The organism is Ralstonia sp. UBA689, from assembly GCF_002298975.1.
Lineage (GTDB): Bacteria > Pseudomonadota > Gammaproteobacteria > Burkholderiales > Burkholderiaceae > Ralstonia.
Genome location: NZ_DBMV01000001.1, coordinates 430,536 through 457,103, shown reverse-complemented (window position 1 = coordinate 457,103; position 26,568 = coordinate 430,536). Strand labels below are relative to the sequence as shown.

Sequence of the window (26,568 nt, the reverse complement as noted above, 5' to 3'; positions counted from 1 at the left end):
CTTACGGTGAAACGAACACGTCCGTCCGGTTGGTCAGGTTGCCCGAGTTGGTCTGGATGAAGAACGGCACGAACTTCGTGCCGGTCGCCGCCAGCCCCGCGTAGTCACCAATGAAGAAGCCTCCCGCTACCGGTGCCGTCTTCATGTCGAACGGACCGGCCAGGTGCGATTCATTGCCGAAGGACTGACCTCCGTCGGTCGACAACGTCTGCCAGTAGTCCGTCGGCAGCGTGGTTGTGTTGCCCGCAGCCAGGTTGCGCAGGTCGTAATACGTCACGGCCACGGTACCGGCGGAATTGACCCCCACCATCGCATTGAAGGCGGCCTTGCCTGTCACCGTGTTCACTTGGCTTGGCGCGCTCCAGGTTTGTCCGCCATCGGTAGAGGTAGACAGCGCGATGTCAGCATGCGCGCCGCCACTGAAGCGCCCATCTTGCCAAACCACATAGAGCTGCCCCGTGGCCGGGTCAATGGCCGGTTCGGGAATGATGTCGCCCGTGCGCAGTGCCTCGCCGGTATTCGGATCGGTCACGCTCACGAGCTGCAGGCTCGCGATGAGCTGCGGTTTGGTCCATGTCGCGCCGCCGTCGGTCGACTTGACGAACGCCACGCTGTAGGTGCCCGCCGATCTGCCGGGCGCGTGGATGTAGTTGAAGAAGTCGTACAGCGTGCCGGTCTGCGCGTTGACCACGATCTGGTTGCCGATGGTTTGATGTTCCGACGGCGTGTTCACCATCACGCTGGGCGCGCTCCAAGTCTGGCCGCCATCAACGGTCTTGGAGAACAACCCCGGCCCACGCAAGGCCAAGGCGTGCTGGTTCGCATAGGGGTTGTCGTTGGGCAACTCCAGACGGTCCCACACCGCATATGCAACACCGCGCTTGACCGGGTCTGCCGTCACGGATTCCTTGTCGTTGAAGAACTGCGTGCTTGGCTCGTCGTCGGTAATGAGCTGGGTGAGATTGGTCCAGCTCAAGCCGCCGTCTCTTGAGACGGCCGCACCCACCGCGTTGCTGTTGTTGGTGTGGTTAAACGAGATCGACACTGAGTACGCGGTGCCGTCCGGCCCGAAGGACACCCACGGATCCGAAGCGCGCTCGTAACCAAGTCCACCCGCACACGTGCTGAACGGCTGAGGCACCGGCTTCCAGGTGGCGCCACCATCGAACGAAGCCGCAGACATCAGGCCGTGCGCGCCGCCGTTGGACCACCGGTCTTGCTGCCAGACGCCAATGTAGTTCGTCGGGTTGGCGGGGTTGACAGCGACGTAAGGCTCGACTTCTGCATTGACGTAATTCGTACCTGGGCCGCCGACAGTGCACCCGGCAAATGGACTGGGGCCGGAGACAAGCGTAGCCGCCCAAAGCGCCGGGCTGACGATCAGGGATGCCGTTAGCACGCTTCTGCGCAGCAGCGCAGCCGCTCTGTTACGAGACATGAGAACCTCCTCTTTCGGGGACTGCCTTGTGGTGGATGCCGCCCTTCTTCTCGATGTGTGCAACGCGCGGGTAACTGGCAGTGGAGCCATGCACTCGACGCTCCGCATCGCCGTCACCTCGTGGCGCAATGACGACGATGCCATTGCGCGCGGCCATCACGTCAACCGCCCTGCAACACCGCGGGGTCGGTTGGAAGGCGCTCAGGCAGCCGTTGCCGCGTAAGCTTAGGAAATACTTACGACTGTGGAGTGAAGTAATTTTTATCGCTGTGCAAACCAAAATTAACGATGCGCTGCAGCCAATCGCGCGCACGAGGTCCACACAGGCGATCACGGCAACGGTGGCTCACCGTTCGGTTCATTTTGTTGCAATGCAGAAGCTGTGAGCGCCGGGCAGCCGATCCACCATCCGGTGGAGTCGCCCGATGCGCGACACACTGCCTCCCCTATCCGAATGGCAGTCCATATCGGCCTCCCATGCTGGGCGTTGGCACATAAAGCGTCGATTTCAGCGACTGGAGTTCGAGCCTCCGGCCGCCACAACTTTTTGTTGGCGCTCCGAGTTCAGAGCTCGACGCGCGGAGCTTTTTTCTCGGCGTTCCGAGCTCAGAGCTCGACGCGTGGAGCTTTTTTCTCGACGATCCGAGTTCAGAGCTCGACGCATGGAGCTTTTTTCTCGGCGGCCCGAGCTCGGAGCTCGACGCGCGGAGCTTTTTTCTCGGCACTCCGAGTTCAGAGCTCAACGGGCGGAGCTTTTTTCTCGGCGTTTCGAGGTCGAGACTGGGCAGTTGAATAGCAGACCGCCGAGCGTCGCGGTCTGCGCGGCTTACAGGAACATCCCGCCCGACGCCTCGATACGCTGGGCGTTGATCCAGCGGTTGTCCGGCGACAGCAGCGACGCCACCACGCCGCCAATGTCATCGGGCAGCCCGGCACGGCCCAACGCCGTATTGGCGGCCACCATGGCGTTGATGTCGGCGTTGTCGCGCACCGCACCACCGCCAAAGTCCGTCTCGATTGCGCCCGGCGCCACCACGTTCACGGCAATGCCGCGCGGGCCGAGTTCCTTGGCGAGATAGCGCGTGAGCACCTCCACCGCCCCCTTCATCGCCGCATACGCGCCGTAGCCCGGCAGCGCAAAGCGTGCGAGACCCGACGAGATATTGACGATGCGCCCGCCGTCAGCCATGAGCGGCAGCAAAATCTGCGTGAGGAAAAATACGCCCTTGAAGTGGACGTTCATCAGTTCGTCGAACTGCGCTTCGGTGGTTTCGGCCACGGTGGCGTGCACGCCAACGCCGGCGTTGTTGACGAGGTAATCGAAGCGCTCGGCCTTCCACTGCGTCAGCACGCCGCGCACGGCATCGGCAAAGGCCGGGAAGGTGGCGGTCTTGCCGGTGTCGAGTTGCAGCGCGGCGGCGCGGCGGCCCTGGGCAGTCAGTTCAGCGACGAGCGCATCGGCTTCAGCGCAGTTGCTGCGGTAGGTGAAGATCACGTCGGTGCCGCGCTGCGCGAGCTTCTGGGCCATGTTCTTGCCAAGGCCGCGGCTACCGCCGGTGATGATCGCGATGGGGGTGTGGGTCTGCGTCATGTTGCTCTCCGGTTGGGTTGAGGGGTGTTGAACACCGTGAGAGCATGGTATTGGGCGATAAAGCAAGAATAAATCTCGCCTATTCTATTGCTGTGTTTGCCCACAGATAACAATCGACCGCCCCTCGCCATGTCCGCCAACCGACTCGAAGCCATGCAGATCTTTGTGCGCGTGGCCGAACTTGCCAGCTTCACGCGTGCGGCAGAAGCGCTGAGCATTCCCAAGCCCGCCGCCTCGGTGGCGGTGCAACAGCTGGAAACGATGCTCGGCACGCGCCTGCTGCACCGGACCACCCGCAAGGTGCAGCTCACGCAGGACGGCCAGGCCTTCTACGGGCGCTGCCAGGACCTGCTGGCCGACATGGACGAGCTGCAGACAATGTTCCGCCAGAGCGCGCAGGCACTGCGCGGCCGCCTGCGCGTCGACATGCCGGTCGGTGTTGCACGCCGCATCGTCATTCCCGCCCTGCCCGCGCTGCTGGATGCGCACCCTGAGCTGGAAATCGAGCTCTCCAGCACCGACCGCCGCGTCGACCCTGTGCGCGAGGGCTTCGACTGCGTGCTGCGCATCGGCAACCTGACCGACAGCAGCCTCATCGCGCGCCCGCTCGGCCAGTTGCATCAGGTCAACTGCGCGAGCCCGAGTTACATCGCACGCCACGGCATGCCGAAAACGCTTGAAGACCTCGACCACCATCGCATCGTCCATTACGTGCAGACGCTGGGGACGAAATCGCCGGGTTGGGAATACACGGTGGACGGCCGCTCCGCGTTCCGGCCGATGAAAGGCGCGGTGACGGTCAGTTCGGCCGAGAGCTACGACGCAGCGTGCCGCGCGGGGCTGGGGATGATCCAGGCGCCCGTGTATGCGGGGCTGTCGTCAGCGATTGCGGACGGCACGCTGGTGGAGGTGATGCCCGACTTGCGGCCGCCGCCGATGCCGGTGTCGCTGGTGTATCCGAACCGGCGGAATCTGCCGGTTCGGGTGCAGGTGTTTATGAATTGGATCGCAGACCTGTTGGCGCCGCATCTGGCGCCGTTACCGACCGGCCGGTAGTGCGGGGGGACTCCGGCTCACCCACACCGCCGAGCGCCGGAGCTTTCAGACTTGCCAGCACGATGCGCACGTGCGCCTCTGCACGCCCCCCGTCAGAACCTGTGATTGACCCGCACATAGGCCGACTGTGCAGACACGTGGCTCGTATTGATGGTCGCATCGACCCCAACGGACACCGTGGTCGCCTTGGCTGCCTGGAGCGTAACGCTGGCACCAGTCGTCAGGAACGAACGCGGGAGATCGGTGCCGGGAGCGGCGAACACGGTGCCGTCCTGGCTCTGCACCTGAATGACTCGGCCGGCGTTCATCAGCTCGTGCGCATAGCCCACGCGAAGCTGCACGTTGAGGGGGCGCACGGCATCGCCGAAGGCCTTGTCGAGCGTGACACCCACGTAGGGCTGGAGACTGCGCGCGCTGTCGGAGCCGACTTGCAGGTTCTGGCCGTTGGCGCCGTTCTCGCCGAAGCCGCTGCCGCGCACATAGGCATACCGCAGGCCCACGTGGGGGGCGAGCTGGATACCACCAACTTCCATCGGCAAGCTGGCCTGCGTGGCGACGGTGAGCTCGTGCGCCAGATGGTCGCCCTCGGCGGTCCCCACGCTGCCGAATGGCCGCTTCTGCGAGAAGAAATCGAGCCCGTAACCGACCGTGGCCGAAAGGTTGACGGCGCCCATCGGCTGCGCTCCGTAAAGAGCCACGCGCAGCGTATCGATGGCGCCCGATGCGCCGGTCGTGTCTTCACCGAGCGTGGTGTGGGTGTAGCCGCCAGCCGCGCCCACTGTGGCCCCACCAAGGCGGCCCTCCGCACCCGCGAGGAACCCATAGGCGTGTGTGAGGAATCCCGGCGCATTGCCCGTGCCCCCGACCTTGGTGCTGGAGCCGCTGGCCGTGACCCACACATCGTTGGAACCGACGGGGCCGTCTTGCAAGCTCGACAACCTGCCGAGCAGCGCGGAGCTGGCGCCCTGGGCCTGAAGCAGCGCTGTCGTGCCAAGTGCCGTGTAGATCGAGGTCTTTGCTGGTGCCACCACAGTGGTGCCAGTCGGCGTGCCCGGCCCGGTTGCTTCGGCGAGCAGCAGGTCGACCGCGTTGGTGCCGTAGTCCACCGACTGCTGCAACGCGCCGAGGTTCGCCCCGGCCGTGGCCGCACTGACGTTTGCGAAGCGGCCCGTCACGCCATTGGCCGCACTCAGCACGGTGTAGCGGCGAGCGGTGTAGGTGCCGGGATCGAACACAATGGCCAGCGAGCCATCCAGCGCCGCGGCACCGCCCACGCGTAGTTGCGATGCCTGCGTCGGGCTGACCTCGATCGAGAGGGTCGCGCCCGAGCTTTGCGTGTAGTTACCGCCGACGGAGAGCGTTCCGATGGAGCCACCCGGCGCGACCACCCCGCTGCTGCTGACGTCGCCCGATACCGTGCCATGGCCACGCAGCGTGCCTAGCGTATTCACCAAGACGTTGCCGCCGAGCACTGCGTTGGCGTTCGCCGCATCGCCGACGGCTAGGGTGCCGCCCGCCACCGTCGTCGTACCGGAGAAGGCGCTGCTGACCCCGTTGAGCGTGAGCGCACCCGTGCCCTGCTTGATCAAGGCTCCGCTGCCGCTCAGGCTGCCGCTGAAGGTTTGCGAAGAGTCATCAGCCAGCGTGAGCGCGCTGCCGCCCAGCGCCACCCGGCTGCCTGCCACGCCAGAGAGATGCGCCACCGTCTGGCTGCCGCCCGTAGACAGATCAAGCGCTGCGCCCGCACCAGCAAGCGACACCGACGTAGCCGAAGCCAAACGGCCAGCCCCCGACAAGGCGAGCGTGCCAGCGTTGATGGCCGTTGCTCCGGTATACGTGTTCACGCCGGACAGCGTTTGCGTGCCGCCACCCAGCGTGAGGCCGCCCGTACCGCCAATGGCGCCGCTGAACGTGCCGGCGGCATTGGCCAGCGTCAGCGTGCGGCCGCCCAACGCGACAGTTCCCGTGCCCGCCAGTGCGTTGATGGTGGCACCCGAGGTCGTCCCCGAGATATCGAACGTGCCGTTGTTGACCACGCCGCTGGAGGCGGCAATGCTGCCGGCGCCAGTCAACGCAAGTGTGCCGGCGTTGATCGTCGTTGCCCCGGTAAATCCATTCGCCGCCGACAGCGTCTGCGTTCCGCCACCCAGCGTGAGGCCGCCGGTACCGCCGATGGCACCGCTGAACGTGCCGGCTGCATGGGCCAGCGTCAGCGTCTGGCTGCCCAGGGCGACAGTCCCCGTGCCGGTCAATGCGTTGATGGTGGCGCCGGAGGTCGTGCCCGAGATGTCGAGGGTGCCGTTGTTGACGACGCCGCCGGAGGTCGCAATGCTGCCCGCGCCGGTCAACGCAAGGGTGCCCGCGCTGATGGCCGTTACCCCGGTAAATACGTTCGCCGCCGACAGCGTTTGCGTGCCACCCGCAATTGTGAGGCGCCCCGCCCCTCCAATGACGCCGCCGAACGTGCCGGCGGCATTGGCCAGCGTCAGCGTCTGGCCGCCCAGGGCGACTGCGCCCGTGCCGGTCAATGCGTTGATCGTGGCGCCTGAAGTCGTCCCAGAGATATCGAAGGTGCCGTTGTTCACCACGCCACTGGAAGCGGCAATGCTGCCGGCGCCCGACAGTGCGAGCGTGCCAGCAGTGATGGTCGTGCTGCCCGCATAGCCCGCCGTGCCCGAGATGGTCAACGTGCCGGGCCCCGCCTGCACCAGATTGCCGGAGCCGCCGATGGTGCCAGCGTATGTCAGCGTATCGCTGCGGTTGAAAGCCAGTGTGCCGTTGTTGACGATATTGCCCGCCACCGAGCCGGTGGTCCCGCCGTTGCCGATCTGCAGCGTGCCGGCGCTGATGGTGGTATCGCCCGTATAGGTGTTGTTGCCGGTGAGGGTGATCGTTCGATTGCCGCTCACACCCACGTTGCCCGCGCCCGATATGACACCTGACACCACGAGGTTCGTCGTGGTCGAATCGAGCGTGACGCGCGACGTGGTGTTGCCCAGCGTGATGTTGTTCGACAGCGAGAGCCCGGCGCTGCCTGCCGTGATCTTGGCTACCGCCCCCGCCGCCACGTCGAGGTTGCCGATGATGTTGGAACCCGTCAGCAGTTGCAGCGTGTTGTTCGTCCCGTTGAACTGGATGGCTGCCGCACGCGTCACGCCGTCGCTGAACAACCCGCCGCTGATCGTGCCGCCATTGACGATGACCGCGCCATTGGCAATGACACCTGCGCCCGCGGCACCGCCGTTGCCCGCGCCGCCAGTAATCGTGCCGACGTTGGTGAGCACGTTGAACCCGGCAGCCAGATTGACGCCCGCGCCACTGGCGCCTGCCGTGCTGCCGCCGCCACCGGCGCCGCCGCCGACACCGCCCACGATTGTCCCGATGTTGGTCACCTGCGAGCCGGAGCCCAAGATCAGCAACCCATCGCCGCCGCCACCGCCGCCACCCGGATTACCGCCGCCACCTCCGTTGCCGCCATTGCCGCCAACCAGCGTGCCCTGGTTGTTCACGTCGCCAGCTGGCGTCACCATCACCAAGGCTGCGCCGCCGCCACCACCGCCTCCGCCGTTGGAGGCCGGCCCCGATGTGCCGGCACCGCCAGTTCCACCCGCGCCGCCCTGCACGGTCGCGCCGGTGTTGACGGTGACGCTGGTGCCCGTGGAATAGACACCGGCGCCGCCGCCACCGGCGCCGCCGGCGAAATTGAATCCGTCGAAGGCTTGGCCTGACCCGCCTTGTGCGTTCGCGTTGATGACGACATCGCCAGCGACCACCGCGCCGGCCGCCCCGCCCGGGCCGACTTGCCCATATTCGTTCGCGGCCCCGGTGCCGCCCGTCCCGCCCGAGGTTGCACCGCCCGGAATCTGCACCGTGACGCCACCGCTGCCGAACGCGGACGAACCGCCGCCACCGCCATTGCCGCTGCCACCGTTGCCGCTGCGGTTCGGGATGCCATCGCCGCCTGCTGCGCTGCAGTTTGCAATCGTGCTCGGCGAGCACGTCGCCGCCCAGCCAGGGAGCGCCACGCCAGCCAAGCCGAGCGATATGCCGATTGAAATGATGGATGCTCGCCGATGCGCGTGCGTTGTGTCGTGGCTGGCGTCAACGCCCCCGTGCGATGCCTTTGTCAGTTCGGACACCACTTGCGGAGCACGCAAGGTGCGGCTCCAGACCAGCCGATAGACCCGGTTCATGTTGATCCCCTCGTTGCATAGACCCATGGGTCGGGCGCTGATCATTGAGAGGCAGGACCGTGGCGCGAGTGACCCGTTTTTTGTGTTGTCGTTCTCTGGCGCGCCGTCCGGTGGATGCAGTTTTTCGGCTTATGGCCGGGGGCGCATGCGCGCGAAATATAACACCTGCCTAGGAAATATTGCCCAGGCCATCGGTAAGGCCTGTTGTGCGGGCGCTGTTGCCCTGACCGGGGGCGAAAAAAACGCGCCGAGTTGCCCCGGCGCGTCTTTGTATTGCTGCGGCAGACAGGTCAGCCCATCCACTTCCGCGCATTGCGGAACATCCGCATCCACGGGCTGCTGCCATCCCCGGCGGCTTCCCATTCCTTCGGATGCCAGCTCATCTGCACCGCGCGGAACACGCGTTCCGGGTGCGGCATCACCACGGTGAAGCGGCCGTCATGCGTCGTCACTGAGGCGATGCCCTGCGGCGAGCCGTTCGGGTTCAGCGGATACGTCTGCGTGACCTGGCCGCGGTTGTCGACAAAGCGCAGGCCGACGGCCACCTTGCTGATATCGCCTTGCTGCGAGAAGTCCGCATAGCCTTCGCCGTGCGCGACGACGATGGGGATGCGGCTGCCTTCCATGCCCGCGTAGAAGATCGACGGCGATGCCTCCACCTGCACGCTCACCAAGCGGCCTTCGTATTGCTCCGACTGGTTGCGCGTGAACTTCGGCCATGCACCCGCGCCCGGGATGATCGGGGCCAGGTTCGCCATCATCTGGCAGCCGTTACACACGCCCAGCGCGATCGAATCGGTGCGGTTGAAGAACGCCGCGAACTGCTCGGCAAGCATGCTGTTGAAGAGGATGGTCTTGGCCCAGCCCTCGCCCGCGCCCAGCACGTCGCCATAGCTGAAGCCGCCGCAGGCCACGAAGCCCTTGAAGTCGGCCAGCTTGGTGCGGCCGGCCAGCAGGTCGCTCATGTGCACGTCGTACGTGTCGAAGCCGGCCTTGTCCATCGCGTAGGCCATTTCCACCTGCGAGTTGACCCCCTGCTCACGCAGGATCGCCATGCGCGGGCGCGCGCCCGTTGCAATGAACGGCGCAGCCACGTCTTCCGCAATATCGAACGTGAGCTTGGGCGAGATGCCCGGATCTTCGGCGTCGAGGATGCGGTCGTATTCGCTCTGCGTGCACTCGGGGTTGTCGCGCAGGTTGGCGATGCGCCAGGAAACGTCCGTCCACGTGCGTTGCAGTTCGATGCGCGACGCGCTGAACACCTTCTTCGCATCGCGCCAGATTTCGATGTGGTCATTGGCGTTGGGGGCGCCGATGACGTGGCTGCAGCCTGCCAGGCCGTGCTCGCGCAGTACCGCGAACACAGCGTCGCGCTGGGCCAGCGGCACCTGGATGACTGCACCGAGTTCTTCGTTGAACAGCGCACGCAGCGTCAGGTCGGCGCGGCGGCCGGAGACTTGCTGCGCCCAGTTCTTGGCGTCGCCGTAGTCCGATTCGTGCGTGCCGTCGAGGGTGAGCATGTCGACGTTGATCGACACGCCGCAATGGCCCGCAAAGGCCATTTCGCAGACGGTCGCCCACAGGCCCCCGTCGGAGCGGTCGTGGTAGGCCAGCAGCGCGCCGCTCGCGTTCAGTTGTTGGATGGCGGCGAAGAAGCGCTTGAGGTCTTCGGCGTCGTCCACATCGGGCACACTGTTGCCGATCTGCTCCGTGACCTGCGCCAGGATGCTGCCGCCCATGCGGTTCTTGCCGCGGCCCAGGTCGATCAGGATCAGCGTGGTGTCGGCCGGCGCGTTGGCAGATTCGACTTGCTTGAGCTGCGGCGTGAGCGTCTTGCGCACGTCCGTTACCGGCGCAAAGGCCGAGACGATGAGCGACACCGGCGCGACGACTTCCTTCGCTGCGCCCTCGTCTTCCCACTTGGTGCGCATCGACAGCGAATCCTTGCCCACCGGGATGCTGATCCCCAGTGCCGGGCACAGATCCATGCCGACGGCCTTGACCGTGTCGTACAGGCGGGCGTCTTCGCCGTTCACGCCGCACGCGGCCATCCAGTTGGCCGACAGCTTGAGTTGCGTGAGCGAGTCGATCGGCGCGGCGGCAATGTTGGTGATGGCCTCACCGATGGCCATGCGGCCCGACGCGGGTGCGTTGATGACAGCCAGCGGCGTGCGCTCGCCCATCGTCATCGCCTCGCCCGTGTAGCCCTTGAAGTCGAGCGTGGTGACGGCCACGTCGGCCACTGGCACTTGCCACGGGCCGACCATCTGGTCGCGCGTGTTCAGGCCGCCGACGGTGCGGTCGCCAATGGTGATGAGGAACGACTTGCTGGCGACCGTCGGATGGCGCAGCACATCGCGTGCGACGGGTTCCAGGTCCAGCCCGGTAACGTCCACTTCCGGCAGTTCCTGCGACACACGGCGCACGTCGCGATGCATGCGCGGCGGCTTGCCGAGCAGCACATCCATCGGCATGTTGACCGGGAAGTGCTCGGCACTGTCGGCGGGCGCGTCACGGTCGACCACCTGCAGTTGCTGTTCGTCCGTGGCAAAGCCGACGACGGAGAACGGCGCGCGCTCGCGCTCGCACATGGCCTGGAAGCGCGGGAAATCGCCCGGAGCAATCGCCAGCGTGTAACGCTCTTGCGATTCGTTGCACCAGATTTCTGCTGGGCTCAAGCCCGACTCTTCCAGATGCACTTGGCGCAGGTCGAAGCGGGCACCCTTGTCGGCGCCGTCAACGAGTTCTGGGAAAGCATTGGAGATACCGCCCGCTCCCACGTCGTGGATCGACAGGATCGGGTTGTCTTCACCCAGCGCCCAGCACGCGTTGATGACTTCCTGCGCGCGGCGCTGCATTTCGGGGTTGCCGCGCTGGACGGAATCGAAGTCCAGGTCGGCGGTATTGGTGCCGGTCGCCATCGAGCTGGCAGCGCCACCGCCCATGCCGATACGCATGCCGGGGCCGCCGAGTTGGATCAGCAGCGTACCGGCTGGCAGGCCGTGCTTGTGCGTGTGGCCGGCGTCGATGTTGCCGATGCCGCCGGCAATCATGATCGGCTTGTGATAGCCGCGCACGGTGCCGCCGACGTTCTGCTCGTAGACGCGGAAATAGCCGCCCAGGTTGGGCCGGCCGAATTCGTTGTTGAACGCTGCGCCGCCGATCGGGCCCTCGATCATGATCTGCAGCGGCGAGGCGATGCGGTCCGGTTTGCCGACCGGGCTCGGTGCAGCTTCATTCGGGTTGCGGTGTGCCACAGGCTGGGCCGTATCGCGGGCGTTTTCCCACGATTGCACGGCTTCGGGCAGCAGCAGGTTAGACACGGTAAAGCCGGTCAGGCCAGCCTTGGGCTTGGCGCCACGGCCGGTCGCGCCTTCGTCACGAATTTCACCGCCCGCGCCGGTCGACGCACCCGGGAACGGGGAAATGGCCGTCGGGTGGTTGTGCGTCTCCACCTTCATCAGCGTGTGCGTGAGGGCTTCACGGCGGCCATATTGCGGCACACCCGTCTCGCCTTCCGTGCCTGCGTGCGGGAACCAGCGCTCGGCCATGCCGCCTTCCATCACGGCGGCGTTGTCCGAGTACGCGACGATCGTGCCCTGCGGCGCGAGCTGGTGCGTGTTGCGGATCATCGCGAAGAGCGACTTGTCCTGCTGTTCGCCGTCGATGGTCCAGTCGGCGTTGAAAATCTTGTGGCGGCAGTGCTCGCTGTTGGCCTGGGCGAACATCATCAGCTCGACGTCGGTCGGGTTGCGTTCGAGCTTGCGGTAGGCGTCGACGAGATAGTCGATTTCGTCGTCGGAGAGGGCCAGGCCCATCTCAACGTTGGCGGCTTGCAGCGCGCGGCGGCCGGCGGCGGCGTCTCCGCTGCCCAGATCAACAAAGCGCAGCGCCTTGGCGGGCAGCACGTCGAACAGGCCGTAACCGGCTTCGCGCGTGTCGATCACGGTTTCCGTCATGCGGTCGTGCAGGTGCGCGGCCACGGCGGCGCGGGTGGCGTCGTCCAGGTGCTTGCGGCCCCGGATGAGGCCCTTCTTGCACGTGACGGTGAATTCCACACCCCGCTCGATGCGGTGGATTTGCGGCAGTGCGCAGTGGCGAGCGATTTCGGTCGCCTTGCTCGCCCACGGCGAGATCGTGCCAAAGCGCGGAATGACCACGAAGCGGTCGCCCTCCACCTCGGCCGGCGCGGGCGAACCGTAGGTCAGCAGCGCTTGCACACGGGCAGATTCATCGGCCGACAGCGGCGTGTCGGCGGCCACGAAATGCAGGTATTGGGCACTGACGGCATCGATGTCCGGATCGATGCGCTTGAGGGTGGAAAGCAGGCGTTGCTGGCGGAAGGCGGACAGCGCGAGAGCGCCGGGAAAGCACGAGAAATGCGCCATGGTGGGCAAGGCAGGCAGTAGCTGGAAGGGGAGTTTTCCCGGCGTGCGCGGGAAAACCGCCATTGTACCTTGCTCAGCCCTTCTTACCGATGGCCAAATCGGCTGGAAATGCCCTTGCCGAGGCTGAAACAGGCGTTTTACAGCGACGTCGCCGAGCGCGCGGCCTGCTCGTACAGCCCCGTCAGTACGCGCAGCAGGCGCGCCAGCTCGCCGATTTCGGCGTTCTCCTCGCCACCGGGCGAGATGTTGCTGGTCAGGCACTGCTCACGGATCTCGCGGTAGCGGGCACAGGCCTTTTCACCCGTCGGCGTGGTGGTGTAGGTGACTTCCTTGCCATTGCGCGTGCCTTCCACCAACTCCATCCCCTGCAGCTTTTTGAGGGAATACGTGACGAGGTGGGTGTCTTCCACGTTGAGCACAAAGCAGATGTCGGCCAGGCGCTTGGCGCGGCCACGGTGGTTGACGTGATGCACAACCAGCACATCGAGGAAGGTCAGGTCGCGCACGCCGGCGGCAGCCATGCAGCGCACGCACCAGCGGTTGTAGGCGTTGTAAGCCGTGTTGAGCGCAAACTCGAACTCCGACAACTCCGGGCTGCGCGCCGACACCAGGTGCGACGAAGACACGATCGGCCCGCCCGTCGCGCCCGTATCGGCGGTCACTTCAGACGGATCGGCTTTCTGTGTTGACGGCAATTTCGACGTGCTGGACATGCGCAACTCGGACGTAAAAGGGGCGGAAACGGTCGGAAACGCGGGCTATTGTAAGAGAATAGATCGTCATGTCTGACTCGGTTATAGCCTGTAGCCATCATGTCCACACACCCCACCTGGCGTGAAATCCTGATCGACGGCGCCCTTGCCGCGCATCATGGCGCCGATTTGCTGTTCGGCACGGTCGGCATCCGCGCACTGGAAGCCGCCGCTTACCGCACGCTCGAACCTTTCGCGCTCATGGCCCGTGCCGGCGAGGCTGCGGCCGACTGGCTGCAGACACGGGCGCCGCATGGCCATCTGCTGTTCGTTGCCGGCCCCGGCAACAATGGCGGCGATGCGTTGGTCGCGGCAACGGTGCTGCATCTGGCCGGCCGCACCGTCACCGTGTGGCTGACCGCCGACCCAGCCAAACTCCCCGACGACGCCCGGCGCGCCTGGACCGAAGCCCGCGCGGCAAACGTGCCGATCGAGCAACTCCACACGCCCGCGTCCGTACCGGCCACGGCCACCGGCATCGTCGACGGGCTGTTCGGCATCGGGCTGGGGCGGCCGCTGACCGGGCTGCCTGCGGCGCTGGTCGAGACCATCAACGCGAGTGGCCTGCCGGTCTACGCACTGGACATCCCCTCCGGGCTGAACGGCGATACGGGGCAGCCACCGGCGCCAGACTCGCCCGTCATCCGCGCGCGTGCCACCATCACGTTCCTTGCCGTCAAGCCCGGCCTGCTGACCGGCATCGGCCGTGACGCCGCGGGAGACATCGCCTTGGCGGATTTGCAGGCGGCGCAGCCTGCCTACGACGGCGTGATCGAGGCGGATGCGCTCATCAACACACCGGCGCGCTGGCTTGCGCAGGTGCCGCGCCGGCTCCACAACGGACACAAGGGTACGTACGGCAGCGTCGCCATCGTCGGTGGGGCGCCGGGCATGGTGGGCGCTCCGCTGTTGTCGGCACGCGGGGCGCTTTACCTCGGTGCGGGCAAGGTGCATGTGGTCTCTCTTGCTGCCGATGCGCCGCGTGTCGATTTCGCGCAGCCCGAGCTGATGCTGCACACATGGGGCGCACTCGACCTGGGCGACATGCAGGCGCTGGCCGTGGGCCCCGGCATGGGCACCGGCAAGGAGTCGGAAGCGGCGCTCGACCACTTGCTGGATCGCATGCTCTCGGCCCGAGCGCCTGCCGTGTTCGACGCCGATGCGCTGAACCTCTTCGCAAAGGCGCCCGCGCTGCTTACACGCCTGACACGGCTGGCGGAAAACGGTGTGCCCGTGGTGCTGACGCCGCACCCGCTCGAAGCCGCAAGGCTGCTGCAAACCGATGCGCAGACCGTGCAGCATGACCGGCTGTCCGCGGCCAAGGCGCTGGTCAATCGCACCAATGCCGTCGTCGTGGTCAAGGGTTCGGGCACCGTGATTGCTGCGCCGGGCATGGCCCCCGCCATCAACCCGACCGGCAATGGTGGCCTGGCCACGGGCGGTACCGGCGACGTGCTGACCGGCATGGTTGGTGCGTTGCTCGCGCAGGGTATATCGGCGCGCGAGGCGGCGCTCGCGGCGGTCTGGCTGCATGGCCGTGCGGCGGATGATCTGGTCCATGCGGGTGTCGGCCCCGTCGGTCTGCACGCGGGCGAATTGTGTGTGCCGGCACGACGTGCACTCAACGCGCTGCTGGCGTCGGACGCTCGCCGATAGAAGCCCGCCGTAACACGCCGTTATACTTGGCACACGTTTTCGCTTGCTGATGTCACGCCGTATGCCCATCGCCCTACCCGCCTGGCAGTCCCTCACGCAACACGCCCAGACCATCCGCGCTGCCCACATGCGCGACTGGTTTGCCGCACCGGACGCTGAGCAGCGGGTGCGCGCCTTCACGCTCGAAGCCGCGGGCCTCACGGTCGACTACTCCAAAAACCGCATTACGCCCGACACGCTTGCGCTGCTCCTCAAGCTGGCCGACGAAGCCGGCGTGCTCACGCTGCGCGACGCCATGCTGCGCGGCGGCCGCATCAACAACACCGAGCATCGCTCCGTCCTGCACGTCGCCCTGCGCGGCCATGCCGAAGATGACTACCGCGCAGATGGCGAGCCGGTCATGCCCGAGGTGCTGCGCGTGCGCGCCCAGATGCGCGACTTCGCCAACCGCGTGCATAGCGGCGCATGGACGGGCCACTCCGGCCAGCGCATCACCGATATCGTCAACATCGGCATCGGCGGCTCCGATCTGGGCCCGCGCATGGTGTGCCGCGCGCTCGATCACCTCGCCGTGCCGCAGGTGCGCGTGCATTTCGTTTCCAACGTTGACGGCACCGACCTGGCGGAGACGCTCGACGGCTTGAACCCCGACACCACGCTCGCCATCGTCTGCTCCAAGACGTTCACCACGCTCGAAACGATGGCCAACGCGCACAGCATGCGCCGCTGGTTTGTCGAGCACGGCGTGGCCGAAGATCAGCTCAGGCACCACTTCGTGGCCGTCTCCACCAACCGCGAGGCCGTCGTCCAGTTCGGCATCGATCCGGACAACATGTTCACGTTCTGGGATTGGGTGGGCGGGCGTTTTTCGCTGTGGTCGGCGGTGGGCCTGTCGATCGTGCTGGCGATCGGGCCACAGCAGTTCGAGGCAATGCTCGACGGCGCGCGCGCGATGGACCGCCACTTCGCCACGGCCGCACCGCGCGAGAACCTGCCGCTCATCCTCGGGATGTTGTCGGTGTGGTACCGCGGCTTCTTCAATGCGGCCAGCGCCTGCACGGTGCCCTACTGCGCGCCGCTTGAGCTGCTGACCGACTTCATGCAGCAACTGGAGATGGAGAGCAACGGCAAGTCGGTCCAACGTACGGGCGCCGCTATCGATACCGACACCGGCCCCATCGTCTGGGGCACAGCCGGCACCAACGGCCAGCATGCGTATTTCCAGTTGATTCATCAGGGCTCGCAGATCGTGCCGGTGGATTTCATCACCACGCTCGAACCCGTGCGCAACCTGCCCGGCCATCACGCCAAGCTGCTCGCCAACTGCTTCGCCCAGGGCGAGGCATTGCTGCGCGGGCGCACCGCCGATGAAGTACGCGCCGGCGGCGTGACCGACGAAGCACTGGTGCCGCATATGGTGTTCGACGGCAACCGCCCGAGCACAACCATCCTGATGCAGCGGCTCGATGCCGCGTCGCTCGGCGCGTTGATTGCCTGCGCCGAGCACCGCACCTTCGTACAAGGCGCGGTCTGGAACATCAACTCATTCGATCAATGGGGCGTGGAACTGGGCAAGAAGCTCGCCAAGCCGATCCAGGCAGAGCTGGAAGGTGCGCCCGCCTCGGTAGCGCACGATGCGTCGACGGCAGCGCTGATCCGCCGCGCCAGGACAGCCCTCTAACGACCACGTAGCCGCGAACGGCAGAGTTCGCGTCGGACGTCAGAGTTCGGTCATGGCCTCGTCACCGATCAGGTGACCGGCCTCGATCGTGAGGATACGGCTACAACGCGCCGCGACAGACCGGTCGTGCGTGACCAGCACCAGCGTGGAACCCGCACTGCGGTTGAGTTCGAACATCAGCGCAATGACGGCTTCGCCGGTGGCGGTGTCGAGGCTGCCGGTCGGCTCGTCGGCGAAGAGAATGTCCGGCTCGGTCACGAACGCACGAGCCAGCGCCACGCGCTGCTGCTCGCCGCCCGAGAGCGTCTTCGGATAATGCGACAGCCGCGCGCCCAGGCCGACACGCTCCAGCAGCGCCGTGGCGCGGCGGCGCATCTCTGCAGCGCCCACGTTGCCCTGCAGTTCCAGCGGCAGCGTCACGTTCTCCAGCGCGGTCAGGTGCGGCAGCAACTGGAACGACTGGAAGACGAAGCCCACGTGGCTGCCGCGCACGGCCGCGCGGCCATCTTCATCCAGCCCGAACAGGTCGTGCCCCAGCAGCTTGACCGTCCCGGAGGTCGGCAGATCGAGCCCCGCCAGCAATCCGAGCAACGTCGACTTGCCCGACCCCGAGGCACCGACAATCGCCAACGTCTCGCCCGCTTCCACGCGAAACGAAACATCGCTCAAAATAGGCAACTCGCCGGTGGCATCGCGCACGGTCTTGTGCAGCGAATCGACCTCAATCACCCAGGTAGCGGAAGACGACATGATCGGACAGGTTGGTAGTAAGAGGCGCAGCGTGAAAGCACTCGTTGCAGCGCTGGGTTACGCGTTGATCGGCATGCTGCCGGCCGGGCAATTGGCGGCGGCCCAGGACACGGTCGCATCGCATCGCGTGTTGGTGCTGGGTGACAGCCTGTCAGCGGGATACGGCCTGGCGCAGGGCACCGGCTGGGTCGCGCTGCTCGACAAGCGTCTCAAAGAACGGAAGCTTGATTATAGCGTCGCCAATGCCAGCATCAGCGGCGACACCACGGCCGGCGGCCGCGCCCGCTTGGCCGCAGTGCTGGCGCGCGAGAAGCCCACCGTCGTCATCCTGGAGCTGGGCGCCAACGATGCATTGCGCGGCCTGTCGCTTACCGCCAGCGAATCCAACCTGAAGGCAATGATCGATGCTTCGCAGGCGGCCGGCGCCAAGGTGCTGCTGGTCGGCATGCGCATCCCGCCCAACTACGGGCCCGATTACAGCGAGCATTTCTTCGCCATGTTCGGCAAGCTGGCGCAGCAGTACAAGCTGCCGCTGGTGCCCTTCCTGCTGGACGGCGTGGTGCAGCATCCCGACTGGTTCCAGGAAGACCGCATCCACCCGGTCGCCCAGGCCCAGCCGACGCTATTGGACAACGTCTGGCCCAAGCTGGAACCTCTGCTGAAGACGCGGGTCGGAGGGTGACGGCCCGGCCGCACTGCCCTGCTCGCTAGAAGCACGGCACACGTCAGGGGCGTATCTCACACGGGGGAACACCATGAAGCTTCTGGCAGGCGCACTGCACGCGGCACGCGACAACAAGCGATTCCTGGTCGGCATGTCCTTGTTGTTCGCATTCCGCGCCTGCATTGCCGATTGGGCTGTCGTGCCCAGCGGCTCGATGAATCCGACGCTCGTCGAAGGCGATTACATCCTGATGAATCGGCTGGCCTACGGTGTGCGCGTGCCGGCCACCACGGTCTGGCTCAAGCGTGGCGACGAACCCCGGCGCGGCGACGTCGTCGTGTTTTCCTCGCCGGAAGACGGCACGAAACTGGTCAAACGCCTGGTCGGCCTACCCGGCGACGTGGTCGAGATGAAAGGGGACGCACTGGTCATCAACCACAAGCGGATCGCCTATGCACCGCTGCCGGACGTTGCCCCTGGTGCATTGCCGCAGGCGACTGCCGCCTTGCCGCATGAGCTTTGGTCCGAGGCCCTGCCCGGCCGCGAGCATACCGTGATGGTCTTGCCGCAAGTGGCTGCATTGCGCAACTTCGGCCCGATCACGGTGCCGCCAGATCACTACCTGATGCTCGGCGACAACCGCGACAACAGCCGCGACTCGCGCTACTTCGGCCTCGTCCCGCGCAAAAACCTGATCGCACGCGCCTCGCACGTCGCGCTGTCGTTCGACCCGGACCGCTGGTACATGCCGCGTCTCGCGCGCATCGGCAAGCCGCTCGACTAAGCCGACCCACACAAAGACAAAGCCCCCTCGCCGATCGGCTAAAGGGGGCTTTTTTGTCAGGCTTGCAGCAACGCGTCAGGACGCATCGTCTGCCGAGTTGGCCGGCTTGGTGGCGTCGACCACGCTGCTGTTGATCTTCACCTTCGAGCGCGCCTTCAGCGCTTCGTAATAGGCGTTGAAATCGGCCTGGCCGGTGGCCTGCGCCAGTTGCTGCGCGTCCGCAGCGCGACGGGCGTCGTCCACGTTGGCCGGCGGCAGTACCTTGTTGACGCGATACAGCGCATAGCCCTGGGCACCGAGGTCGACGCCGACAGTGGTCGGCAGCTTGGTCGCGTCTGCGCGCAGGATAGCGGTCAGCGCTGTCGGCAGCGTACCTTGCGCTTGCTGGCGCGAGACCGTCTGCGCGGCACCGAACCCGTCGGCGCTGTTGCTCTGCTTGATTGCTGCGAGCTTCTCTTCGCCGGCCTTCTTGGCCAGCGCGGCCGACTGCTCGGCAATGACCTTCGCCTTGACCTGTTCACGCACGTCGGCCAGCTTCTTGACCGTGGCCGGGCGGTAGTCCACCACACGCGCCGCCACCAGTGTGGTCGGGCCAACCTGGATGGCCGCGGTGTTGCGGTGGTTCTTGATCACGTCATCGGCAAACAGTGCCCTGAGCACCTTGTCGTTGCCGAGCGGACTGCCGGTCAGCGCCGGAGTCGGGGTGCGCGTGACGTTATCGGCAGTCTGGATTTGCAGCTTGAGCTTGTCGGCCACCGGCTTCAGGCTGTCGGACTGGTCTTCCACCGCATTGGAGAACGCATCGGCCAGTTCGGAATACTTCTTGTTGGCCAGTTGCGTGCGCACTTCTCGCTCAAGCTCGGACTTGACGGCTTCCAGCGGCGGCACGCCGCCACCCTTCACCTCTTCGAGTTTGATGATGTGGAAGCCGAAATCGCTTTCCACCACATCGCTGATGTCACCCGGCTGCTTGAGCGCATACAGCGCATTCTCGAACGGCGGCACGGTCGACTTCCTGGGCAAAAAGCCCAGTTCACCGCCCTGCGCTGCCGAACCCGGATCACCCGAATACTTCTTCGCCAGCTCGGCAAAGCTCGCTGGGTTCTTGCGCACCTCGGCCAGCACTTCCTCGGCCTTCTTCTTTGCGGCCTCCTTATCGGCAGGCTTGGCGTTGTCCGGCAGCTTGATCAGGATGTGTGCGGCGCGGCGTTGCTCTTCGGTCTTGAAGCGCGCGGAGTTTTGATCGTAGTACTCCTTGAGCTGTTCAGGCGTGACCGGAAGCTGCTTCATCATGTCTTCGCCCGAGAACACAACGTACTCGGCCTTGACTTGCTCCGGCACCGAAAACTCCTGCTGGTGCGCGTCGTAGTAGGCCTGGATGGCCTTGTCATCAGCATTGACCTTGGCAGCATAGTCGGCCGGCTTGAACAGCAGGGCCTGCACTTCGCGCTGCTGGTCGCGGACCTGAATCAGATGCTCCACCAGCGACTTCGGCACGAAAGCCGTTGCCGTGATCGATTGCGGAATCTGCTGCTGCGAGAGCTCGAAGCGCAGGCGGCCCTCCAACTGCTCGGGCGTCATGTTCTGCGCGGCCAGCAGTTGCACGTAGGCCTGCTGATCGAACGAACCGTCCGGCTTGCGCAGCGCGGCCACTGCCGGGATCTGCAGGATGGTGTCGCGAATCTTGTCGTTCGAGACGGTCAGGTTGGCGCGCGTGACTTCGTTGGCCAGCACGCGCTGCTGGATGACGCCGTCCAGCACCTCGCGGCGCATCTGCGGGCCTTCAAACTGCCGCGGATCGTACTGCGAGCCCAGCATCTGACGCAGGCGTTCGGTCTGCTCGCGCATGCGCGCGTCGACCTCGCTAGTGGTAATGACCTTGCCGTCCACCTTGGCAGCGTCGTGCGAGCTGTCCATGAAGCTCGAATAGCTTTGCACGCCAAAGAACACGAACGACGGGAACACCAGAATCAGCAGCACCAGAAACATCAAGCGCCGATGCGTACGTACGAAATCAAGCATGCTGAACGGAGTGAGGAAGAGATGGAAAATTCGCTGATTCTATCAGGGCTGGTGATCCGCCTGGTCAATCGACCGGGTGATTCACTTCCTGCCGTTGATCCACGATGTACCGCCGCAGCGCTTCCAATGCGTCACGCAATGTCGCGGCGAGCACGGGGTGACTCGCAATGCCAGTCGCATCGAGCTTGCTGCCAAGCACCGGCAGCGTAACCGAAGCCGCCGACACGAGGTCCGCCGACATGACCGACAGCGTCTCTTTGAGCGCTGCATCGGCATGCGCGGCACGCGGCGATGCGTTCAGCACAGCCGTTGGCTTATAGACAAAGGCCTCGCTGCCGACAACCCAATCCAGCGCGTTCTTTATTACGCCGGTCACGCCGTGCGCATATTCGGGGCTGGCAATCAGCACGGCGTCTGCCGCGTTGAGTTGCTCTCGAAACGCCTGCACCGGAGGCGGCAACGGATATTCGGTATCGGGATTGAACAGCGGAAACTCACCAAGGCGCGCAAACGGCACGACGGCGATTCCGGCAGGCGCCACCGCAGCGGCCGCTGTCAGCACGGCGGTATTGACGGACGCGGCGCGCAAGCTGCCGGAAATGGCCAACACTCGGATGGTTTGCATTGCGTTGTCCCTACGATTGCCACCAGATGAGCGCATGCTCTCTCGGGAGCAGAAAAGACAAAGGCCCGAACGAATCGGGCCCTTGCAATGTTTTGGCGGAGCGGACGGGACTCGAACCCGCGACCCCCGGCGTGACAGGCCGGTATTCTAACCGACTGAACTACCGCTCCAGATTGGATCGGACCACCCGACGTCTGAGCGGCAACACGAACGATGGTGGGTGCTGAGAGGCTCGAACTCCCGACCCGCGCCTTGTAAGGGCGCTGCTCTACCAACTGAGCTAAGCACCCGTTCGTACTGCCGGCACAAGCCGGACTGTCCGGCGCCTGCGTTCGTTGTCACCCGAATCAGCAAGCACCAAAGCCCGCTAGTTTAGCGCATCTTTCAGCGCTTTGCCAGGTTTGAATTTCGCGACCTTGCCACCCTCGATCGTGATGGCAGCGCCGGTGCGCGGATTGCGCCCATTGCGCGAAGAACGCTTGCCGACCATGAACGTACCGAAGCCGACCAAGGTGACCGACCCGCCGTCGCACAGTGCGTCCTTGATGCCGCTGATCAGCGCGTCGATGGCGCGCCCGGCCGCGGCTTTTGACATGTCGGTCTGCGCCGCCACATGGTCGATGAGATCCGTCTTGTTCATCGCGCCACCTCCCCGAACACCCGCTCAGTGTGGATTCATTAAAGTGGTCGCCAATCGACGTGTCAAGGCGAAGAGCCGAGAGCGCATGTCGCTGACTGCATCGCACGCAATCCAAAGAAAAAGGGCCCGAACAATGTCGGGCCCTTCTTCCACCTAGGCAGGCTTCGGTATCAGTGATGCACCATCTCCTGCGCCTTGCCGTCGTCGGTCTTGGCGGCCTCGGGAGCCGGCTTGGCCTCCTCTTCCGGCAGCGGCTCGGGCTTGCGCACCAGCGCGAGTTCCAGCACCTTGTCGATCCAGCGCACCGGCTGAATTTCGATGCTGTTCTTCACGTTGTCCGGAATGTCTGCCAAGTCCTTGACGTTCTCTTCCGGAATCAGCACCAGCTTGATACCGCCGCGATGCGCGGCCAGCAGCTTTTCCTTCAGTCCGCCGATCGGCAACACCTCCCCACGCAGCGTGATCTCGCCGGTCATCGCCACATCGGCCCGCACCGGAATGCCGGTCAGCACCGACACCAGTGCGGTCGTCATGGCAATCCCCGCCGACGGACCGTCCTTGGGCGTTGCGCCTTCAGGCACGTGGATGTGGATGTCGCGCTTCTCGAACATCTCATCCTTGATACCCAGGCGAGCCGAACGCGAGCGCACCACCGAACGTGCGGCCTCGACCGACTCCTTCATCACGTCGCCCAGCGAACCGGTGCGGGTGATGTTGCCCTTGCCCGGCATCAGCGCGGCTTCGATGGTCAGCAGATCGCCGCCCACTTCCGTCCACGCCAGGCCCGTGACTTGGCCAACCTGATCTTCCTTGCCTGCCAGACCAAAGTCGAAGCGACGCACGCCGAGGAATTTGTCCAGATTCTCCGAATCGACCTTCACGGGCGCCACGCCCTCCTTCTTCAGCAGGAGCTGCTTGACGACCTTGCGGCAGATCTTCGAGACCTCGCGCTCCAGCGAACGGACACCAGCTTCCCGCGTGTAGTAACGGATGATGTCGCGCAGCGCGCCTTCGCTCACATCGATCTCGCCCGCCTTCAGACCGTTATTCTTGATCTGCTTGGGCAGCAAGTAACGTTGCGAGATGTTGACCTTCTCGTCTTCGGTGTAGCCCGATAGGCGAATAACCTCCATCCGGTCCAGCAGCGGCGCCGGGATGTTCAGCGAGTTCGACGTCGCCACGAACATCACGTCCGACAGATCGAAGTCCACCTCGATGTAGTGGTCCTGGAACGTATGGTTCTGTTCCGGGTCCAGCACTTCGAGCAGGGCAGACGACGGATCGCCGCGGAAGTCCGCACCCATCTTGTCGATTTCGTCGAGCAGGAACAGCGGGTTGCGCACGCCGACCTTCGTCAGGCTCTGCAGGATCTTGCCCGGCATCGACCCGATGTACGTACGGCGGTGACCGCGGATCTCGGCCTCGTCACGCACACCACCCAGCGCCATGCGCACGAACTTGCGGTTCGTCGCACGCGCCACCGACTGCCCAAGCGAGGTCTTGCCAACACCCGGCGGCCCCACGAGGCACAGGATCGGCGCCTTCAGCTTGTCCACACGCTGTTGCACTGCGAGGTATTCAAGGATGCGCTCCTTGACCTTCTCCAGACCGTAGTGGTCTTGATCCAGCACTTGCTCGGCATTCGACAGGTCGTTGTTGACCTTGCTCTTCTTGCGCCACGGCAGACCGACCAACGTGTCGATGTAGTTGCGCACGACCGTTGCCTCGGCCGACATCGGCGACATCAGCTTGAGCTTCTTGAACTCGGACTCGGCCTTCTTCTTGGCCTCCTTCGGCATGCGGGCGGCCTTGATCTTCTTGTCCAGCTCTTCGAGATCGGCGCCCTCTTCGCCTTCGCCCAGTTCCTTCTGGATGGCCTTGACCTGCTCGTTCAGGTAGTACTCGCGCTGGCTCTTCTCCATCTGGCGCTTGACGCGGCCGCGGATGCGCTTTTCCACCTGTAGGATGTCGATCTCGCCTTCCAGCTGCGACAGCAGGCTCTCCAGACGTTCGGTCACATTGAACATCTCGAGAATCTTCTGCTTCTGCTCGAGCTTGATCGGCAGATGCGCGGCGATGGTGTCGGCCAGACGACCCGGCTCATCGATGCCCGACAGCGAAGTCAGGATCTCTGGCGGGATCTTCTTGTTCAGCTTCACGTACTGATCGAACTGCGACACGATGGCGCGACGCAGCGCCTCGGTCTCAGCCGATTCAGTCGGCTCCGGCCCGACGGGCACCGCTTCACAGAAGAAGTGCGACTCGTCGTCGGTCACGGACAGGATGTTGGCGCGTTGCGTACCTTCGACCAGCACCTTCACGGTGCCGTCCGGCAGTTTCAGCATCTGCAGGATGTTGGCGATACAGCCGACCTCGTAGAGGTCCTTGTCGGTCGGCTCATCCTTGGCCGCCGTCTTCTGCGCGACCAGCATGATGCTCTTGCCCGCTTCCATCGCGGCTTCCAGAGCCTTGATGGACTTGGGGCGCCCCACGAACAGCGGAATCACCATGTGCGGAAACACTACCACGTCACGCAACGGCAACAGCGGCAGGCGAATCTGCTCAGCGGGTAAAAGTTGGGTTCCGGACATTATGTTCCCCAGAAAGTCATGTAAGGGCTAAATTGGGCGCAGTAGCAGTTTTACAAGACTGCTGCAGCAAGTCGCATGCCGGCCCGGTTTCCCGAAGCAAAAAAGCCGCTCGCATGCGAACGGCTTCCTGCATGGGACGCATACGGCGCATCCCTGCCGGGCATTCGCGTCAGAACCTGTCCGCGATCCGTAGCGAGCGGCCCGAGTTTGGCCAGAGAAGCGTAGTCGCACGAGAAGTACGGCGAGCATCGCATGGCCAAACTCGGGCCGCGCAGTAGGATCGTGAGCGGGTTCTCAGTTGGAACCTGCAACCTTGGGCTGCTCTTCGTAAATCAACAAGGGCTTGCCGTCACCGGAGATCGTGCTTTCGTCGATCACCACCTTCTGCACACCCTTGTGGTTGGGGAGGTCATACATCACATCCATCAAAGCGTGCTCGACGATGGAACGCAAACCACGCGCCCCCGTCTTGCGCTTGATCGCCTTGCGGGCGATCGCCGTGAGCGCGCTCGGACGGATTTCCAACTCCACTCCTTCCATCGCCAGCAGTTTCTGATACTGCTTCACGATTGCGTTCTTAGGCTCGACCAGGATTTCCATCAGGGCGGCCTCGTCGAGCTTGGCCAGCGTCGCCACGACAGGCAAACGACCGATCAGTTCAGGAATCAAACCGAACTTGATGAGGTCTTCCGGCTCCACCTGCGGCAGCACTTCGCTGATGTCGCGCTCTTCCTTGCTCTGTACTTCTGCTCCGAAACCGATCCCAGTCTTGTCGGAGCGCTGCATGATGATCTTCTCGAGACCATCGAACGCGCCGCCGCAGATGAACAGGATGTTGGTGGTATCGACCTGCAGGAAGTCCTGATTCGGATGCTTACGACCACCTTGCGGCGGCACTGACGCCATCGTCCCTTCGACCAGCTTGAGCAATGCCTGCTGCACGCCTTCACCGGAAACGTCACGGGTGATGGACGGGTTGTCAGACTTGCGCGAAATCTTGTCAATCTCGTCGATGTAGACGATGCCGCGCTGAGCCTTCTCGACCTCGTAATTGCAGTTCTGCAGCAGCTTCTGGATGATGTTCTCGACGTCTTCGCCCACGTAGCCGGCTTCGGTCAGCGTGGTGGCGTCGGCGATGACGAAGGGCACGTTCAGCAAGCGTGCCAGCGTTTGCGCAAGCAACGTCTTGCCCGAGCCGGTCGGCCCGATGAGCAGGATGTTGCTCTTGGACAGCTCGACATCGTCTTTCTTGCCGAGGTGCTTCAAACGCTTGTAATGGTTGTAGACCGCAACCGCCAGAATTTTCTTGGCTTGCTCCTGACCAATCACATATTGGTCGAGGCTTTGGCGGATCTCATGCGGCGTGGGCAGGTCGGACTTGACCGCTAAGCCACCTTCCTTTTCGGAAATGGCGGCTTCGTCCCGGATGATTTCGTTGCACAGGTCGATACATTCATCGCAGATGAAGACCGAGGGACCGGCAATCAGTTTCTTGACCTCATGCTGGCTCTTGCCGCAAAACGAGCAGTACAGCAGCTTTTCGCCAGTGGAGCCTTTCTTGTCCGCCATAACGATAACCAGTAGTTCCTGGCAGCATCATACGCCAAATTATCTGGCGACGATCCGCAGGTGTTGTACATAGCAAAAACGAGGCGCGAAGCCTCGTTTTTGACACCGCTTGACACTTTAGGATGGTCGCGCCGGTGTGCCCCAAAGCGCACCGACTGCCACGCACAT

Annotated in this window: 16 protein-coding genes and 2 tRNA genes; 5 read left to right on the top strand and 13 right to left on the bottom strand. The window is 64.6% G+C overall.

Annotation, left to right across the window (positions count from 1 at the left end; all coding sequences use genetic code 11):
- Window position 1: 1 nt before the first annotated feature.
- Window positions 2-1,438: a sialidase family protein gene (locus B4F51_RS02220; protein ID WP_296223448.1), complete on the bottom strand. Its 1,437-nt coding sequence runs from the start codon at window positions 1,436-1,438 to the stop codon at window positions 2-4.
- A gap of 826 nt (window positions 1,439-2,264) precedes the next feature.
- Window positions 2,265-3,029 (bottom strand): SDR family NAD(P)-dependent oxidoreductase, encoded by a 765-nt coding sequence (locus B4F51_RS02215; RefSeq protein ID WP_296223447.1) that lies wholly within the window; start codon window positions 3,027-3,029, stop codon window positions 2,265-2,267.
- Between the two features lie 129 nt (window positions 3,030-3,158).
- On the opposite strand from B4F51_RS02215, the gene B4F51_RS02210 reads away from it, so the two are divergent.
- Entirely contained in the window at window positions 3,159-4,085 is a 927-nt protein-coding gene (locus tag B4F51_RS02210) for a LysR family transcriptional regulator (RefSeq protein ID WP_296223446.1), read from the top strand.
- Window positions 4,086-4,177: 92 nt separating this feature from the next.
- On the opposite strand, the gene B4F51_RS02205 is transcribed toward B4F51_RS02210, so the two are convergent.
- The 3 genes from B4F51_RS02205 to B4F51_RS02195 all read right to left on the bottom strand — a co-directional run bounded on the left by B4F51_RS02205 (window position 4,178) and on the right by B4F51_RS02195 (window position 13,379).
- The gene (locus tag B4F51_RS02205; RefSeq protein ID WP_296223445.1) at window positions 4,178-8,278 is read right to left on the bottom strand and encodes an autotransporter domain-containing protein; all 4,101 of its coding nucleotides are present in this window, start codon (window positions 8,276-8,278) and stop codon (window positions 4,178-4,180) included.
- 290 nt (window positions 8,279-8,568) lie between these two features.
- Window positions 8,569-12,666 carry a phosphoribosylformylglycinamidine synthase gene (purL, locus tag B4F51_RS02200; RefSeq protein ID WP_296223475.1) on the bottom strand — a complete coding sequence of 1,366 codons (4,098 nt, stop codon included), beginning with the start codon at window positions 12,664-12,666 and terminating at the stop codon, window positions 8,569-8,571.
- 137 nt (window positions 12,667-12,803) lie between these two features.
- The gene (locus tag B4F51_RS02195) at window positions 12,804-13,379 is read right to left on the bottom strand and encodes a winged helix DNA-binding protein (RefSeq protein ID WP_296223444.1); all 576 of its coding nucleotides are present in this window, start codon (window positions 13,377-13,379) and stop codon (window positions 12,804-12,806) included.
- A 99-nt stretch (window positions 13,380-13,478) separates the two neighbouring features.
- On the opposite strand from B4F51_RS02195, the gene B4F51_RS02190 reads away from it, so the two are divergent.
- Both B4F51_RS02190 and pgi read left to right on the top strand, forming a co-directional pair.
- Window positions 13,479-15,074 carry an NAD(P)H-hydrate dehydratase gene (locus B4F51_RS02190; protein ID WP_296223443.1) on the top strand — a complete coding sequence of 532 codons (1,596 nt, stop codon included), beginning with the start codon at window positions 13,479-13,481 and terminating at the stop codon, window positions 15,072-15,074.
- Between the two features lie 61 nt (window positions 15,075-15,135).
- Entirely contained in the window at window positions 15,136-16,755 is a 1,620-nt protein-coding gene (pgi, locus tag B4F51_RS02185; protein ID WP_296223442.1) for a glucose-6-phosphate isomerase, read from the top strand.
- A 39-nt stretch (window positions 16,756-16,794) separates the two neighbouring features.
- On the opposite strand, the gene B4F51_RS02180 is transcribed toward pgi, so the two are convergent.
- Window positions 16,795-17,505, bottom strand: coding sequence for an ABC transporter ATP-binding protein (locus tag B4F51_RS02180; RefSeq protein WP_296223441.1), 711 nt, complete (start codon window positions 17,503-17,505; stop codon window positions 16,795-16,797).
- Between the two features lie 73 nt (window positions 17,506-17,578).
- Between B4F51_RS02180 and B4F51_RS02175 the strand changes: the two genes are divergently transcribed.
- Window positions 17,579-18,187 (top strand): arylesterase, encoded by a 609-nt coding sequence (locus B4F51_RS02175; protein ID WP_296223474.1) that lies wholly within the window; start codon window positions 17,579-17,581, stop codon window positions 18,185-18,187.
- A 73-nt stretch (window positions 18,188-18,260) separates the two neighbouring features.
- Complete coding sequence (gene lepB / locus B4F51_RS02170) at window positions 18,261-18,953, top strand: signal peptidase I (protein WP_296223440.1); 693 nt, start codon at window positions 18,261-18,263, stop codon at window positions 18,951-18,953.
- 75 nt (window positions 18,954-19,028) lie between these two features.
- On the opposite strand, the gene B4F51_RS02165 is transcribed toward lepB, so the two are convergent.
- From B4F51_RS02165 to clpX, 7 genes are all read right to left on the bottom strand, one after another.
- The gene (locus B4F51_RS02165) at window positions 19,029-20,975 is read right to left on the bottom strand and encodes a SurA N-terminal domain-containing protein (protein WP_296223439.1); all 1,947 of its coding nucleotides are present in this window, start codon (window positions 20,973-20,975) and stop codon (window positions 19,029-19,031) included.
- 64 nt (window positions 20,976-21,039) lie between these two features.
- Complete coding sequence (locus B4F51_RS02160; RefSeq protein ID WP_296223438.1) at window positions 21,040-21,600, bottom strand: NADPH-dependent FMN reductase; 561 nt, start codon at window positions 21,598-21,600, stop codon at window positions 21,040-21,042.
- 93 nt (window positions 21,601-21,693) lie between these two features.
- Window positions 21,694-21,770 (bottom strand) — tRNA-Asp (locus B4F51_RS02155).
- 44 nt (window positions 21,771-21,814) lie between these two features.
- A tRNA-Val gene (locus B4F51_RS02150) sits at window positions 21,815-21,890 on the bottom strand.
- Between the two features lie 77 nt (window positions 21,891-21,967).
- Window positions 21,968-22,240 carry an HU family DNA-binding protein gene (locus B4F51_RS02145; protein ID WP_296223437.1) on the bottom strand — a complete coding sequence of 91 codons (273 nt, stop codon included), beginning with the start codon at window positions 22,238-22,240 and terminating at the stop codon, window positions 21,968-21,970.
- A 170-nt stretch (window positions 22,241-22,410) separates the two neighbouring features.
- Window positions 22,411-24,831 carry an endopeptidase La gene (gene lon / locus B4F51_RS02140; protein WP_296223436.1) on the bottom strand — a complete coding sequence of 807 codons (2,421 nt, stop codon included), beginning with the start codon at window positions 24,829-24,831 and terminating at the stop codon, window positions 22,411-22,413.
- A 294-nt stretch (window positions 24,832-25,125) separates the two neighbouring features.
- The gene (gene clpX, locus B4F51_RS02135; RefSeq protein WP_296223435.1) at window positions 25,126-26,400 is read right to left on the bottom strand and encodes an ATP-dependent Clp protease ATP-binding subunit ClpX; all 1,275 of its coding nucleotides are present in this window, start codon (window positions 26,398-26,400) and stop codon (window positions 25,126-25,128) included.
- Between the last annotated feature and the right edge of the window lie 168 nt (window positions 26,401-26,568).

What these genes read in the sequence shown, in the direction of transcription:
- B4F51_RS02160 (WP_296223438.1), bottom strand. Translation starts at nt 21,600, where the DNA reads ATGCAAACCATCCGAGTGTTGGCCATTTCCGGCAGCTTGCGCGCCGCG.
- B4F51_RS02205 (WP_296223445.1), bottom strand. Translation starts at nt 8,278, where the DNA reads ATGAACCGGGTCTATCGGCTGGTCTGGAGCCGCACCTTGCGTGCTCCG.
- B4F51_RS02215 (WP_296223447.1), bottom strand. Translation starts at nt 3,029, where the DNA reads ATGACGCAGACCCACACCCCCATCGCGATCATCACCGGCGGTAGCCGC.
- purL (WP_296223475.1), bottom strand. Translation starts at nt 12,666, where the DNA reads ATGGCGCATTTCTCGTGCTTTCCCGGCGCTCTCGCGCTGTCCGCCTTC.
- pgi (WP_296223442.1), top strand. Translation starts at nt 15,136, where the DNA reads ATGCCCATCGCCCTACCCGCCTGGCAGTCCCTCACGCAACACGCCCAG.
- B4F51_RS02195 (WP_296223444.1), bottom strand. Translation starts at nt 13,379, where the DNA reads ATGTCCAGCACGTCGAAATTGCCGTCAACACAGAAAGCCGATCCGTCT.
- clpX (WP_296223435.1), bottom strand. Translation starts at nt 26,400, where the DNA reads ATGGCGGACAAGAAAGGCTCCACTGGCGAAAAGCTGCTGTACTGCTCG.
- B4F51_RS02145 (WP_296223437.1), bottom strand. Translation starts at nt 22,240, where the DNA reads ATGAACAAGACGGATCTCATCGACCATGTGGCGGCGCAGACCGACATG.
- B4F51_RS02220 (WP_296223448.1), bottom strand. Translation starts at nt 1,438, where the DNA reads ATGTCTCGTAACAGAGCGGCTGCGCTGCTGCGCAGAAGCGTGCTAACG.
- lepB (WP_296223440.1), top strand. Translation starts at nt 18,261, where the DNA reads ATGAAGCTTCTGGCAGGCGCACTGCACGCGGCACGCGACAACAAGCGA.
- B4F51_RS02180 (WP_296223441.1), bottom strand. Translation starts at nt 17,505, where the DNA reads ATGTCGTCTTCCGCTACCTGGGTGATTGAGGTCGATTCGCTGCACAAG.
- B4F51_RS02165 (WP_296223439.1), bottom strand. Translation starts at nt 20,975, where the DNA reads ATGCTTGATTTCGTACGTACGCATCGGCGCTTGATGTTTCTGGTGCTG.
- B4F51_RS02175 (WP_296223474.1), top strand. Translation starts at nt 17,579, where the DNA reads ATGCTGCCGGCCGGGCAATTGGCGGCGGCCCAGGACACGGTCGCATCG.
- B4F51_RS02210 (WP_296223446.1), top strand. Translation starts at nt 3,159, where the DNA reads ATGTCCGCCAACCGACTCGAAGCCATGCAGATCTTTGTGCGCGTGGCC.
- B4F51_RS02190 (WP_296223443.1), top strand. Translation starts at nt 13,479, where the DNA reads ATGTCCACACACCCCACCTGGCGTGAAATCCTGATCGACGGCGCCCTT.
- lon (WP_296223436.1), bottom strand. Translation starts at nt 24,831, where the DNA reads ATGTCCGGAACCCAACTTTTACCCGCTGAGCAGATTCGCCTGCCGCTG.